Annotated in this window: 15 protein-coding genes; all 15 read left to right on the top strand. The window is 64.8% G+C overall.

Annotation, left to right across the window (positions count from 1 at the left end; translation table 11 throughout):
- Positions 1 to 9: 9 nt before the first annotated feature.
- The 15 genes from ABT375_RS09305 (at position 10) to ABT375_RS09235 (ending at position 12476) form a co-directional block, all read left to right on the top strand.
- The gene (locus ABT375_RS09305) at positions 10 to 675 is read left to right on the top strand and encodes a flagellar basal body-associated FliL family protein (RefSeq protein WP_416462243.1); all 666 of its coding nucleotides are present in this window, start codon (positions 10 to 12) and stop codon (positions 673 to 675) included.
- Between the two features lie 179 nt (positions 676 to 854).
- Positions 855 to 1739, top strand: coding sequence for a flagellar motor switch protein FliM (locus ABT375_RS09300; protein WP_224548560.1), 885 nt, complete (start codon positions 855 to 857; stop codon positions 1737 to 1739).
- Entirely contained in the window at positions 1736 to 2071 is a 336-nt protein-coding gene (gene fliN, locus ABT375_RS09295) for a flagellar motor switch protein FliN (protein WP_224548561.1), read from the top strand. Before ABT375_RS09300 ends, fliN begins: the two co-directional genes overlap by 4 nt.
- Positions 2072 to 2172: 101 nt before the next feature.
- Entirely contained in the window at positions 2173 to 2436 is a 264-nt protein-coding gene (locus ABT375_RS09290) for a FliO/MopB family protein (protein ID WP_066600044.1), read from the top strand.
- 40 nt (positions 2437 to 2476) lie between these two features.
- Entirely contained in the window at positions 2477 to 3241 is a 765-nt protein-coding gene (gene fliP, locus ABT375_RS09285) for a flagellar type III secretion system pore protein FliP (RefSeq protein ID WP_416462242.1), read from the top strand.
- A 38-nt stretch (positions 3242 to 3279) separates the two neighbouring features.
- Entirely contained in the window at positions 3280 to 3552 is a 273-nt protein-coding gene (fliQ, locus tag ABT375_RS09280; RefSeq protein WP_066600048.1) for a flagellar biosynthesis protein FliQ, read from the top strand.
- A 10-nt stretch (positions 3553 to 3562) separates the two neighbouring features.
- The gene (gene fliR, locus ABT375_RS09275; protein WP_066600050.1) at positions 3563 to 4345 is read left to right on the top strand and encodes a flagellar biosynthetic protein FliR; all 783 of its coding nucleotides are present in this window, start codon (positions 3563 to 3565) and stop codon (positions 4343 to 4345) included.
- Between the two features lie 3 nt (positions 4346 to 4348).
- Complete coding sequence (gene flhB, locus ABT375_RS09270; RefSeq protein ID WP_416462241.1) at positions 4349 to 5485, top strand: flagellar type III secretion system protein FlhB; 1137 nt, start codon at positions 4349 to 4351, stop codon at positions 5483 to 5485.
- A 5-nt stretch (positions 5486 to 5490) separates the two neighbouring features.
- Positions 5491 to 6663, top strand: a complete 1173-nt coding sequence (locus ABT375_RS09265; protein WP_416462240.1) for a glycosyltransferase family 87 protein — start codon at positions 5491 to 5493, stop codon at positions 6661 to 6663.
- Positions 6664 to 6698: 35 nt separating this feature from the next.
- The gene (locus tag ABT375_RS09260; RefSeq protein WP_224548570.1) at positions 6699 to 7154 is read left to right on the top strand and encodes a hypothetical protein; all 456 of its coding nucleotides are present in this window, start codon (positions 6699 to 6701) and stop codon (positions 7152 to 7154) included.
- Positions 7155 to 7235: 81 nt separating this feature from the next.
- Positions 7236 to 8630 carry a flagellar filament capping protein FliD gene (gene fliD, locus ABT375_RS09255; RefSeq protein WP_224548572.1) on the top strand — a complete coding sequence of 465 codons (1395 nt, stop codon included), beginning with the start codon at positions 7236 to 7238 and terminating at the stop codon, positions 8628 to 8630.
- Between the two features lie 18 nt (positions 8631 to 8648).
- Positions 8649 to 9047, top strand: a complete 399-nt coding sequence (gene fliS, locus ABT375_RS09250) for a flagellar export chaperone FliS (protein WP_261936255.1) — start codon at positions 8649 to 8651, stop codon at positions 9045 to 9047.
- A gap of 154 nt (positions 9048 to 9201) precedes the next feature.
- On the top strand, positions 9202 to 10398 hold the full coding sequence (locus ABT375_RS09245; protein ID WP_416462239.1) for an aspartate aminotransferase family protein: 1197 nt from the start codon (positions 9202 to 9204) through the stop codon (positions 10396 to 10398).
- 142 nt (positions 10399 to 10540) lie between these two features.
- Positions 10541 to 11470 (top strand): ornithine carbamoyltransferase, encoded by a 930-nt coding sequence (gene argF / locus ABT375_RS09240; RefSeq protein WP_416462238.1) that lies wholly within the window; start codon positions 10541 to 10543, stop codon positions 11468 to 11470.
- A 97-nt stretch (positions 11471 to 11567) separates the two neighbouring features.
- Positions 11568 to 12476 (top strand): Hsp33 family molecular chaperone HslO, encoded by a 909-nt coding sequence (locus tag ABT375_RS09235; protein ID WP_416462237.1) that lies wholly within the window; start codon positions 11568 to 11570, stop codon positions 12474 to 12476.
- The last annotated feature ends 7 nt before the right edge of the window (positions 12477 to 12483 follow it).

Here is a 12483-nt window from a genome sequence, read left to right as displayed (position 1 = left end):
ACCAGAACGATGAGCGACGAGCCTAAGGCCAAGAAAAAGAAGGGCGGGAGCATGAAGATGATCCTGCTTCTGGTCGTCGGCGTCGTCGTGGGTGGCGCAGGCGCAGCGGGCGGCCTGTACGCCGCCGGCTTCTTCAGCCCCAAGGCGGAAGGGCCGAAGGAAGACCCGAACAAGCCGGTGCTGGTGCTGGCGGGTGAGGATGCGCAGGCGATCGCGACCGCCCATGGCTGGGCGGGCGAAGCGGGCGGCGGCGGCGAAGGCGGCGGTCATGGCGGCGGCGGGGAAAGCCATGCCGTGTCCTCGGGCCATGCGCCCGGCAAGGGCATGGATCTGCCGACGCCGGCCAATCCGGCCGCCTATCAGGCGACCTATTTCCAGCTTCAGGCGCCCTTCACGTCGAACATGTCGGACACAGATGCCTTTGCGCAGATCACCATCGCCGTGTCGACCTATTATGACTATCGCGTGATCGCCGCGATCAAGCAGCATGAGATGCCGATCCGCAGCCAGGTGCTGATGATGCTGGCGGAGCAGCCGCAAGAAGTGCTCGATACGCCGAAGGGCAAACAGATGCTCCAGGGCAAGATCAAGGGCATCATCAACGATATCCTGAAGCAGAAGACCGGTTATGGCGGCGTCGACAACGTCTATTTCACGAACTTCGTCATCCAGTAAAGCGTACCGCAGAGCGTCCTCCGCAGCCCAACGAAACGGCTGAACGGGCAAGGCCGGCCGCGATCGTCGCTCGCGCAGATCGTCGCCCTATTAACTCCAATTTTACCATTTTCGTTATTAATGGCCCTGCACCACAGGATCGGGACGTCCCCTGATCCGCTATGGGGCAGGGGACCAAGATGGACGACGTACAGACCTACGCCTTCGGGCGCGGGGATTCGCAGGCGCCGATCATGCTGTCGGGGCTGGACCGGCTGGGCGAAAAGCTCGGCCGGCGTATGCGCGCCTTGATCGAACCGATCGCCGGCGTGCGCCCGCATGTCGTAGCGCAGGACACGCGTGTGCTGGACTTCGCGGCCTGGACGGCGGAAGTTCCGGCCTTTTGCAGCCTGTCCATCTATCGTCTGCTGCCGCTCAAGGGCCAGATGCTGTTGCGCATGGACGCAGCCATGATCTCCACCATGGTCGATTGCTTCTATGGCGGCATCGGCAATCGCCCGCTGCCTACGCGCGGCGAGTTCACACCGACCGAAGACCGGCTGATCGCGCGCCTGTCCGATTCCATCGCCACCCGCCTGGTCGAAACCTGGGCCGACATCCTGCCGCTGGAGCAGGGCCTGGTTCTGCGCGAAAGCGCGGTGGGCTATGCCGCGGCGGCGCAACCCGGCGACCAGATGGTGCTGCAACGCTTCACCGTCTCCATCACCCGCGAACAGGAATGGCCGATCGACCTGGTCTTTCCCTTGTCAGCCCTGCGGGGCGTCGAAGCGCTGATGGGCAGCAACATCCCCGCCGACGAGGAGCATCTCGACCCCGTCTGGCAGGCGCGGATCGCCAGGCGGATGCGCGACATCCGCATGCCCGCGCGCACCGTATTGGCGCGCCCCAACCTCTCGCTGGCCGAGCTGATGCAGCTCAAGGTCGGCGACGTCATTCCCGTCACCATCGGCCGATCGCTGCCGTTGATCGTCGGAAACCGCATCGTCGCGCATGGCACGATCGGCGAACAGGACGGCCGTGCCGCCTTCCAGATTGAAAAGCTTGCACAGGGACCAGACCAATGAGCGACATGAGCGAAGCGCCCCGCATGGAGCGTGGCGAAGATCCGGTGAGCCGGATGACCAACAACCGCCAGTTCAAGCTGCTGGCGGACATCCCCGTCCGCATGTCGGTGGAGGTCGGCTCCACCTCGCTGCGCCTGGCCGAAGTCATGGACCTGGCCGAAGGCAGCATCGTCGAACTGGACCGCCAGGCCGACGATCTGCTCGACATCATGGTCAATGGCGCGCTGATCGCAAAGGGGGAGGTGGTGACGGTGAATGGCCGTTATGGCATCCGCATCGTCGATATCGCCGCGACCGAAAACCGCCTCGCCGGCATCGAACGGCGCGGCTGACGGGGCGCTTCTGATTTTACGCCATTGATTTTCAGCTTGCCTTCCGCCGCGAAACTGCGGATCGCAGGTGTGGTTAACCATAGCTGCGGGCAGGCCATTTCATGTTCTGGTATTTCGTCAAACTGCTGATCCTGCTGCCGCTGGTGGGTGGCATGGCCTTTGGCGCGCTGTGGCTGTGGCGCAAATATCAGCCCGGCATGATGGCGGGGCAGGGCGACCGGTCCCTGAAGCTGCTCGAAGCGCTGCCGATGGGCGCCTTCGGCAAGCTGGCCGTGGTCGAGTTCGAGGGCAAGAAAATCCTCCTGTCCGTCACCCGCAGCCGGATCGAAAAGATCGCGGAAGGCGATCATGTCCGCCTGCGCTGAGTTCGGACCGTTGCGGCGGTGGTCGCCCGCCCTTGCGGCCATGGCGATAATCCTTTTTGCGCTCCTGCTCTTCGCCGTCCCCGCCTGTGCCCAGGCCGCCCCGGCCGCCGCGTCGCCGGTGGACAATGGCGGCGCATTGAGCCGCGCCATGGGTCAGATTTCTGGCGACGGCCGCTCGCTTTCGCTCAGCCTTCAGATCCTCGTCCTGATGAGCCTGCTGACGGTGCTGCCGTCGCTCGTTCTGATGATGACCAGCTTCACCCGGATCATCATCGTCCTGTCGCTGCTGCGCCAGGCGCTGGGCCTGCAACAAACCCCGCCCAACCAGGTGCTGGTCGGTCTGACCCTCTTCCTCTCGCTGTTCGTGATGCGCCCCGCGATCGATGCGATCAACGCCCAGGCCTTCGATCCCTATGGCAAGGGCCAGATCAGCATCGAGGAAGCGGTCGGCCGCTCGGGCAAGGTGCTGCACGGCTTCATGTCGAAGCAGACCCGCGAAAGCGACCTCAAGCTGTTCCAGAATCTCGCCAAGGCCCCCGCCTTCCGCACGCCCGACGACATCCCCTTCACGATCCTGCTCCCCGCCTTCGTCACCAGCGAATTGAAGACCGCGTTCCAGATCGGCTTCATGATCTTCCTGCCCTTCCTCATCATCGACCTGGTCGTCGCGTCCACGCTGATGGCGCTGGGCATGATGATGCTGTCGCCCACGATCATATCCATGCCGTTCAAGCTCTTATTGTTCGTGCTGGTCGATGGCTGGGCGCTGACCATGGGGTCGCTCGCGGGATCTTTCGCGACATGACCAGCCATCCTCTCCCCCATCCATTGGTGCGGTAGGCCATGGAAAATGCCGATTTCTTCATGGGGTTGGCCCAACAGGCGCTGTGGATCACGGCGCTGGCGGCTGCGCCCGTGCTGATTCCGGCGCTGATCGCGGGCCTCATCATCGGCATGGTGCAGGCCGCGACCTCGATCAACGAACAGACATTGAGCTTCATTCCCAAGATCATCGTCGTCGGCGGTATGCTGGCGCTGTTCGGCGGGTCGATCATGGTGCTGATCGCCGACTTCACCCGCGAAATCTTCGAACGCATCCCGGACCTGCTCCAGTGAGGAACGGGCAATGATCGCGCCGGGCTTCGCCGGGGTCGAAAACCAGCTCTGGGTCTGGCTGATCGCCATGATCCGGCCGGGCGCGGCCTTCATCGCCGCGCCGGTCTTCGGCGCGCCCGCCGTCCCGCTGCAACTGCGCCTGATCCTCAGCCTGGCGCTGGGCCTCGCCGCGCTCAACAGCGTCACCATCACCCTGCCGCAGGACGGCGTCGCCAGCTTCGAAGGCGTGATGATGGTCGCGGGCGAAGTCATGGCGGGCCTCGCCTTGGGGTTTGCGGTCCAGATCGGCTATGCCGCCGCCTTCGTTGCGGGGGAGACGATCGGCAACGCCATGGGCCTCAATTTCGCGGCGATGGTCGATCCCTCGTCGGGCCAGTCGACCCAGGTGCTGGGCACTTTCCTGTCGATCCTCGCCACCTTCCTGCTGCTCGGCATGGACGGTCATCTGCTGCTCGCCAGCTTCGTGGTGCAAAGCTATCAGGCGATCCCGCCCGGCGCTGGCATATTGTCGAACGACACCGTCTGGCGCCTCATCTCCTTCGGCGGCGCGCTGCTGGGCGCAGGCGTCACCGTGGCGCTGCCGGTCGCTTTCGCGCTGGTGCTGGTGCAGGTGGTGATGGGGATGCTGGCCCGCGCCGCACCCTCGCTCAACCTGTTCGCGGTCGGTATGCCGGTGGCGATGATGGCGGGCCTGATCCTGCTCGCCATCGCCACGCCGATCATGGCCGAAGGCATGACCGCCTCGCTCAAGGCCGGGCTGGAAGAAGCCCAGTCGATCGCGGAAGGACGATAAGCCATGGCGGACAGTCCAGGCGGCGGCGAAAAGACCGAGAAACCGACCCAGAAGAAACTGGATGACGCCGCCAAGAAGGGCGACATCCTCCAGTCGCGCGAGTTGGGCACGGCGCTGGTGGTGATGGCCGGCATCGCCTGGCTGGCGATCACCGGCCCGTCGCTGATCGACGCCCTGTCGGACATGCTGACCGACGCGCTGCGCTTCCGTCGCGAGGATATTATCGACTTCTCGCCGGCCGCGCGGGGGGCCGAACTGCTCGGCGCGATCGCCCTGCCGGCGGCGGGCGTCATGCTCGCCACCTTCATCGCCGCGATCGCCGCGCCCGCCTTGCTCGGCTCGCTCGGCTTTCGTCCCGGCGCCTTCGCGCCCAAGGCGTCGAAGATGAACCCGGCGGCGGGCATCAAGAAGATTTTCGGCACGCAGGGCCTGATCGAACTGGTGAAATCCATCGCCAAGATCGGCCTGCTGGGCAGCATCGGCATCTGGTTCATCTGGGATCGGCTGACGGAGATCACGGCGCTGGGCAAGATGGGCGTCGCGCCCGCCATGGCGGACCTGGGCAATCTGTTCATCCTGACCTGTCTGGTGATGGCGGGCGGGCTGTTCCTGATCGCGGGCATCGATGTCCCCGCCCAGATCATGCAGCGCGCCAAGCGGCTGGGCATGAGCAAGCAGGAGATCAAGGACGAGCATAAGGAAAGCGAAGGCTCGCCTGAAATGAAAGGGCAATTGCGGCGCCGCCAGTTCGAGGTGCTGAACGGCTCCACCCGCCAGGCGGTGGCGGAGGCCAGCGTCATCATCACCAACCCGACCCATTTCGCCGTCGCCCTGCGCTACAAGCCGGGCATCGACGCCGCCCCGGTCGTGGTCGCGCGCGGCTGCGACGCGATCGCCGCGGCGATCCGTGAATTGGCGGACCAGAATGGCGTGACCGTCCTGCAATATCCCGACTTGGCGCGTGCCATCTACTTCACCTCGCGCGCCGGACAGATTGTGAATGAAGGGTTATATATGGCGGTGGCGACCGTCCTGGCCTTCGTCTTCCGCGTGGAAAACAAGATGGCGACCGAAATGGACCGGCCCTTCATCACCGTGCCCGAAGATCTGCGGTTCAACGCGGATGGACGCAAGCAATAAGCGCCATGGCAAACCGGCTGCGCCTCTTATGGGTCGGTGCGGCCCTGCTGCTGCTGGTCTTCGTCCCCGCCTATATATTAACCCTGACGCCGGGGCACGGCATCCCTCGCGATGGCACTTCGCTGGTGGTCGGGCGCGATTTCCTCAATATCTGGATGTACGGCCGCGCCGCGTGGGAGGCGAACCCGCAGCGCTATTACGACATGGACGCCTATCTCGCCGCGCTGGGGCCGATTGTGGGCGGCGGATATCCCGGTCAGCTCTGGTCCTATCCGCCGGTCGCCATGTTGGTCGCCGCGCCCTTCGGCCTGCTGCCCTATCTGCCCGCGCTGGCGCTGTGGACATTGTGTGGAACCGTCGTCTTCCTTGTCGCACTCCGCCTGTGGACGCGCGCATGGCGGGTCGTCGCCCTGCCGCTGGCCGCGCCCGCCGCGTTGCTGGGCGTCATGTCCGGCCAGTTCGCGCTGTTCGCCGCCGCGATCCTCCTGACCGTGCTGCGCTGGCGCGACAGCCGACCCTGGCTGGCCGGGGCGCTGGTCGGCCTGTTGCTGGTCAAGCCGCAGCTGGCCTTGCTCGTCCCGATCCTGTTCCTCGCCACCCGCAACTGGCGCGCCTTCGCCGCGGCCGCCCTGTCCAGCCTGGTGCTGGCGGCGATCGTCGCGCTGCTGTGGGGGATCGATATCTGGCGCATTTATGTCGCAACCGGCATTGCCAACCAGTCGCTGGTCCTCAGCGATCCCGACCATCTCGCCGGCCCGTTCATGCCGACCCTCTTCATGAACCTGCGCGTCGTCGGAGTCCCTGTCTCGCTGGCGAGCGGGCTGCAAATGGCGCTCAGCCTGCTGGCCGCCACGCTTGTCTGGCTGCGCTTCCGCCACCGGCCTGCCGCCACCGACCTGTCGGCCAACCTGCTGTTCCTCGCCTGCGCCGCGTCGGCCACACCCTATATGCTTTCCTACGACACCCTGTCCTTCGCTGCGATGGCGGTGCTGGCGCTCGCCGTCGGGCAGGGCGGCCGAATCGTGCCGAACCTGGCTTTTTTCCTGCCTTTGCTGCAACTGGCTGCCGGCATGGCGGGGCTGCCCGGCCCCGGCCTCATTCCCATCGCGGTCGCCCTTTATCTGATGCGCGAAAAAAATATGCATGATGCATTAAAGTTTAACCGCGCTCGTCCGTAATCTCTTCATTGGGGACGCATTAGGATTGGTGCGTCATGAACGACTATGTTTCCAGAAGCGAACTGACGCCCGTCGACAGGGCCGTTTCGCGCGCGCCATCACCCGTCCAGGCCGTGCCGCCTGTGGCGGCCAGTCGTTCTGCCGAGGCGCCCGTTCGGGAAAAAGTGCAGGCCGCGCCCCAGACAAAGGCCGTCGTCGTCGATGACGATCTTGCCAGCGTCGCAGAATATGTGGAAGTTCATGCAAGGATCTCTGAAATTCTTGCCGACCTTCAGTCGGGCGGCGGCAGCGTCGATGATGCGGCTGGCGCGATCCAGGCGATGATCCCGCGCCCGATGGTGCTTGTGCCGCTGCCGCCCGCCAGCAAGGAAGCGGTGGAACATGCCGCCGTGCTGGCCCGGCGCATCGTGGAGCGCGCATCCTATTCCCACGCCGCGCAGGCGCATCTGTCGCGCGGGACGGTAGAGCAGGTCACCACGTCCGCGGGCTGAGTCCCGTCGTTCCGGCGCAGCGAAAATCATTCCTAAAGGTCTTGCCGCTAGCGCCGTTCTATCCCCTTGAAAGGACGGCGCATGACTTCGGTAGGCAGCAGCATTTTGACGGCGCTCAACGCAGGGTCGGGTATCGACACCTCGGCGTTGGTCTCCAGTCTGGTGAGCGCGACCCGCGAGCCCAAGCAGACGGCGATCACCAGCCGCCAGACGCTCAACAGCTCACGCATTTCGGCGCTGGCTTCCGCCATCAGCTCGCTCGACACCTTCGCCGACGCCCTGACCGAAGTGCTGTCGGGCGCCGCCTATACCGGCACGGCCGCCTCCAACGACGCCAGCATCGCATCGGTCACCCTGTTGAGCGGCGGCAGCCCCAGCGGCCTGCCCGCCCAGTTGACGGTCGATCAGCTCGCTTCGGCCCGCGTCTATTCCTCCGCCGCAACCAGCGGCGCGACCGGCAGCACCGTGATCGGCACCGGCAGCTTCACCATCACCAACGCGGCCGGTGAAGCAACCACGATCACGCTCGATTCGAGCAACAACACATTTGCCGGCCTCGCCGCCGCCATCAATGCCGGCGACACCGGCGTCACGGCGCGGGTCGTCACCGATACGCAGGGTACGCGCCTGGTCTTCAAGGGCGCGACCGGTGCCGACAACGATTTCACGATCAGCACCAGCGCTGACGACAGCAGCAGCATCCTGGGCGGCATGAGCTTCACCAGCTCCTCCACCCCGCAGAACGCCAAGATCACGCTCGACGGCGTGGCCTATGAATATGCCAGCAACACGATCGACGATGCGATCCCCTATCTGCGGATCGACCTGAACAAGGCGTCGCCCGGCACCACCGTGACCCTGTCGATGAGCCAGCCCACGGCCGGTCTGTCCGATCTGCTCAAGGAATTTGTCGACGCCTACAATACGTTGATGAAGGCACTGAACACCGCAACGGCGACCGGTGCGGATTCGTCCAGTGCTGGCGTGCTGAACGGCGTGGCCGGCGTGCGCGACATGAAGCGCCAGTTGGCGTCGATCACGTCGACCCAGTTGTCGGCGACCGGCACCTACAAGACGCTGTCGGACATCGGCGTGTCGACCAATCGCGACGGCACGCTGACGCTCGACACAGCGCGGCTGGCCACGGCGATGGAAACCGACCCGGAAGGCGTCACCAACATGGTGAATCCCAAGGTGTCGACCACCGCCAGCCCCGGCCTGTCCGCTCTGATGGACACCGTCCGCGACAATATCGAGAAGGACGACGGCCCGCTCAAGACCGCGCAGAAGCGCTACGACGCAGAGGCCGAGGAATTTACCAAGCAGCTCGAAGATCTGGATGAGAAGATGACCAATTATCAGGAGCATCTGACCACCATCTACGCAGCGATGGAGACGCGGCTGTCCGCGCTCAAGGCGACGCAAAGCTACCTCGAACAGCAGATCGAGGTCTGGAACAATAGCAACAGCAATTAATCGGGGACGCAGCAGACAATGTTCTACAATCAGGGTTATGCAGGCGCCAGCGCGGCACGCCGTTACGCCGCTGTCCATTCGGGCAGCCGCACCGAAGGCGCTACGCCACATGCATTGGTGAAAATCCTGTTCGACGAGTTGCTGCAGGCGCTCGAAGCGGCGGCGCTGGCCGAGCGCAATGGCGACCGGGTCAAGGTGTCGGACAAGCAGGCGCGGGCGATGTCGATCCTGTTCGCGCTCGAATCGAGCCTGGACTTCGACAAGGGCGGTGACATTTCGGTCGGCCTGGCGCAAATCTACCGCGAAGCGCGCCGGCTGCTGCTGGTCGGCGCCAAGGAACGGTCTGCCGAGCCTGTCGATCAGGCCCACGCCATCATCGCCGAAATCGCTGAAGCCTGGAACCAGATCGGTCGTTGAAAGCCGCGCGCCTGCCCATCCGGGCGGGGTTGCGCCCTCAATAAGCCACCTGTATAGGCGGCACTCGCACAAGGGCGGCCCGGCGGGGGCCGCCTTTTTGCGTTATATTCCCTGCGCATTGGACGCGCAGCATCAACCCAGAAAGGGAAGGCTCATGTCGATTACGCCGCTCATGCCCGTTTACCCCCGGTGCGATGTCCGTCCGGTGCGAGGCGAGGGCTGCTATCTGATCGGGGATCGCGGCGAGCGTTATCTCGACTTCGCCAGCGGCATCGCGGTCAACCTGCTCGGCCATGGCCATCCCAAGCTGGTCAAGACGATCGCCGATCAGGCCGCGACGCTGATGCATACGTCTAACCTCTACGGGTCGCCGCTGGGGGAGGCGTTCGCGCAGAAGCTGGTGGACAACAGCTTCGCCGACACCGTCTTCTTCACCAATTCGGGCGCGGAAGCGGTCGAGTGCGCGATCAAGACCGCGCGCCGTTACCATTATGCCAATGGTGAAGCGCACCGGCACAAGATCATCAGCTTCGACAACGCCTTCCACGGCCGCACGCTGGGGACCATTTCGGCCACCAGCCAACCCAAGATGCGCGACGGTTTCGAACCGCTGCTGCCCGGCTTCCAGGTCGTGCCGTTCAACGATCTCGATGCGGCGCTGGCGGCGATCGACGACAATACGGCCGGATTCCTGCTGGAGCCGGTGCAGGGCGAAGGCGGCGTGACGCCCGCGACGGTCGCGTTCCTGACCGGCCTGCGCAAGGCATGCGACGAACATGGCCTGCTGCTGATCCTGGATGAGGTCCAGTGCGGCTATGCCCGCACCGGCACCTTCTTCGCGCATGAGCAATATGGCATCACCCCGGACATCATGGCGGTCGCCAAGGGCATCGGCGCGGGCTTCCCGCTCGGTGCCTGCCTCGCCACAGAGGAAGCGGCCAAGGGCATGGTCTTCGGCACCCACGGCTCCACCTATGGCGGCAACCCGCTTGCCATGGCGGTGGGCCAGACCGTTTTGGAAGAGGTGCTGGCCGACGGATTCCTGGACCATGTGAAGGCGATGGGCGCGCGCCTGCGTGCGGCGCTGGAGCAGCTCATCCCCAATCATGACGCCATGTTCGAGGATGTGCGCGGCATGGGGCTGATGCTGGGGGTCAAGATGAAGGACGCCTATGATGCGCGCGCCTTCGTCGGCCATCTGCGCGACCATCATGGCCTGCTGGCAGTGTCGGCGGGGCAGAATGTGCTGCGCATCCTGCCGCCCCTCGTCATCGAGGAAAACCATATCGCCGAATGTATCGAGAAGATCTCCGCCGGCGCGCGGACCTTCGCCGACGCCAAGGCGGCCTGATTGATACTGCCCCGTTCGTGCTGAGTAGGGGCTGAGCGAAGTCGAAGACCCGTATCGAAGCATTGATCCTTCGATACGCCATTTCGACTTCGCTCAATGGCTACTCAGGACGAACGGTGGTTGGAAGCGGGGAAAACTTCCAATGACCAAGCATTTCCTGAATCTCTCCGATGCGGGCGGCGATGCCATCGCCGCGATGATCGCGGACGCCATCGACCGGAAGGGCGCGCGGGCGGGCAAGCCCAAGGGCGCGGCGGATGCCGACGCGCCGCTGGCCGGCCACACGCTGGCGATGATCTTCGAAAAGAACAGCACCCGCACCCGCGTCAGCTTCGATATGGCGATTCGGCAGCTGGGCGGCTCGTCCCTGATCCTCGAAGGCGCGACCAGCCAGATCGGCCGTGGCGAGACGATTGCGGACACCGCGCGGGTTCTGTCGCGTATGTGCGACGCGATCATGATCCGCACCGACGATCATGCCAAGATCGAGGAAATGGCGCACTATGCCACCGTCCCGGTCATCAATGGGCTGACCGACCTGTCGCATCCTTGCCAGATCGTCGCCGACCTGCTGACCGTGGTCGAACATGGGCTGGCGCTGCCGGGCAGCCAATGGGCCTGGCTGGGCGACGGCAACAACGTCCTCCATTCGATCGTAGAGGCGGCCGGCCTGCTCAAGTTCGACGTCCGCATGGGCATCCCCGACGGCTACGATCCCGATCCGGCCTTTGCGCAGGCGGCGCAGGCCTCCGGCTCGACCATCACCCTGACCCGCGACGCGGCCGAGGCCGTCCGCGGCGCGGACGTCGTCGTCACCGATACCTGGATTTCCATGGGCCAGTCCCATGCGCAAGAAAAGCTGGCGGCGATGATGCCCTATCAGGTAACGCCCGATCTGATGGCGCAGGCCAAGCCACAGGCCAAATTCCTCCACTGCCTGCCTGCCCATCGCGGCGAGGAAGTGGTTGCGCAGGTTATCGACGGCCCGCAATCCCTGATCTGGGACGAGGCGGAAAACCGCATCCATGCCCAGAAATCGGTGCTGCTCTGGGCATTGGGGCGCCTCGGTTGAGTTTATGGGCGGGCTTCCTATCTAGGCAGTTCGCCCGCATCATCGGATGCCGCCATCTTGTCCGGTCGTTGAAACGCCGGACGACCGGAGCTGTACATTGACGTCTGCCGCCCATCTCGACCAGGCCCTTGGCTTCACCATCACCTCGCGCCACGCGCGCGGCCGGCTCGTGCGACTGGGGCCGGTGCTCGATCAGGTGCTGGCCGCCCATGCCTATCCGCCCGCGATCGAACGGCTGCTCGCCTCCGCCCTTGTCCTGGCGGCGCTGCTGGGCAGCACCTTGAAGCAAGCAAACGGCCAGCTGACCTTGCAGGCGCAGACCGAAAATGGCGTCGTCAGCCTGCTGGTGGCCGATTACAAGGATGGCGACCTGCGCGGCTATGCCAAGTTCGATGCCGACCGGCTGGCCGAGCAGGGTGCCGATCCGACCCTGTTCGGCCTGTTCGGCAAGGGCTATCTGGCGATCACCTTCGACCAGGCGGTGAGCGGCGAGCGCTATCAGGGCATCGTCCCGCTGGAGGGCCAGTCGCTGGCGCAGGCCGCCGAACATTATTTCTTCCAGTCCGAACAGATCCCCAGCGTGATCCAGATCGCGACCCGGCATGACAAGGGCGCAGGCTGCGTCGCGGCCGGTATGCTGCTCCAGCATCTGCCGGAGGGCGAGGTTGGGCGCGAGCGGCTGCATGTCCGCCACGACCATCCGGAATGGGAACATGTCCAGGCGCTGGCCCAGACGCTGAAGCCGGACGAACTGACCGACGACGCCCTGCCGCTGACCGATATCGTGTGGCGCTTGTTCCATGAGGAAGAGGAAGTGCGGGCGACCGATCCGACGCCGCTCGCCAAGGGCTGCCGCTGCGATATCAACCATATCCGCGACGTGATCGGCCGGTTTCCGGCCAGCGAACGGCTCGAAATGGCGGACGAAAAGGGCATTATCGGCGTGGATTGCGCCTTCTGCTCGCGCCTGTTTCCGCTCGCGCTCGACAGTTTCGTCGCGCATTGAACCGGCA

This window comes from Sphingomonas sp. VDB2, from assembly GCF_047946695.1.
Taxonomy (GTDB): domain Bacteria; phylum Pseudomonadota; class Alphaproteobacteria; order Sphingomonadales; family Sphingomonadaceae; genus Sphingobium; species Sphingobium bisphenolicum.
Note: the sequence above shows the minus strand (reverse complement) of the source record. Positions and strands in the feature narration are given on the sequence as shown.

Excerpts from the sequence above, each read along its gene's own strand:
- ABT375_RS09305 (WP_416462243.1), top strand. The coding sequence starts at position 10 with ATGAGCGACGAGCCTAAGGCCAAGAAAAAGAAGGGCGGGAGCATGAAG.
- ABT375_RS09300 (WP_224548560.1), top strand. The coding sequence starts at position 855 with ATGGACGACGTACAGACCTACGCCTTCGGGCGCGGGGATTCGCAGGCG.
- fliN (WP_224548561.1), top strand. The coding sequence starts at position 1,736 with ATGAGCGACATGAGCGAAGCGCCCCGCATGGAGCGTGGCGAAGATCCG.
- ABT375_RS09290 (WP_066600044.1), top strand. The coding sequence starts at position 2,173 with ATGTTCTGGTATTTCGTCAAACTGCTGATCCTGCTGCCGCTGGTGGGT.
- fliP (WP_416462242.1), top strand. The coding sequence starts at position 2,477 with ATGGCGATAATCCTTTTTGCGCTCCTGCTCTTCGCCGTCCCCGCCTGT.
- fliQ (WP_066600048.1), top strand. The coding sequence starts at position 3,280 with ATGGAAAATGCCGATTTCTTCATGGGGTTGGCCCAACAGGCGCTGTGG.
- fliR (WP_066600050.1), top strand. The coding sequence starts at position 3,563 with ATGATCGCGCCGGGCTTCGCCGGGGTCGAAAACCAGCTCTGGGTCTGG.
- flhB (WP_416462241.1), top strand. The coding sequence starts at position 4,349 with ATGGCGGACAGTCCAGGCGGCGGCGAAAAGACCGAGAAACCGACCCAG.
- ABT375_RS09265 (WP_416462240.1), top strand. The coding sequence starts at position 5,491 with ATGGCAAACCGGCTGCGCCTCTTATGGGTCGGTGCGGCCCTGCTGCTG.
- ABT375_RS09260 (WP_224548570.1), top strand. The coding sequence starts at position 6,699 with ATGAACGACTATGTTTCCAGAAGCGAACTGACGCCCGTCGACAGGGCC.
- fliD (WP_224548572.1), top strand. The coding sequence starts at position 7,236 with ATGACTTCGGTAGGCAGCAGCATTTTGACGGCGCTCAACGCAGGGTCG.
- fliS (WP_261936255.1), top strand. The coding sequence starts at position 8,649 with ATGTTCTACAATCAGGGTTATGCAGGCGCCAGCGCGGCACGCCGTTAC.
- ABT375_RS09245 (WP_416462239.1), top strand. The coding sequence starts at position 9,202 with ATGTCGATTACGCCGCTCATGCCCGTTTACCCCCGGTGCGATGTCCGT.
- argF (WP_416462238.1), top strand. The coding sequence starts at position 10,541 with ATGACCAAGCATTTCCTGAATCTCTCCGATGCGGGCGGCGATGCCATC.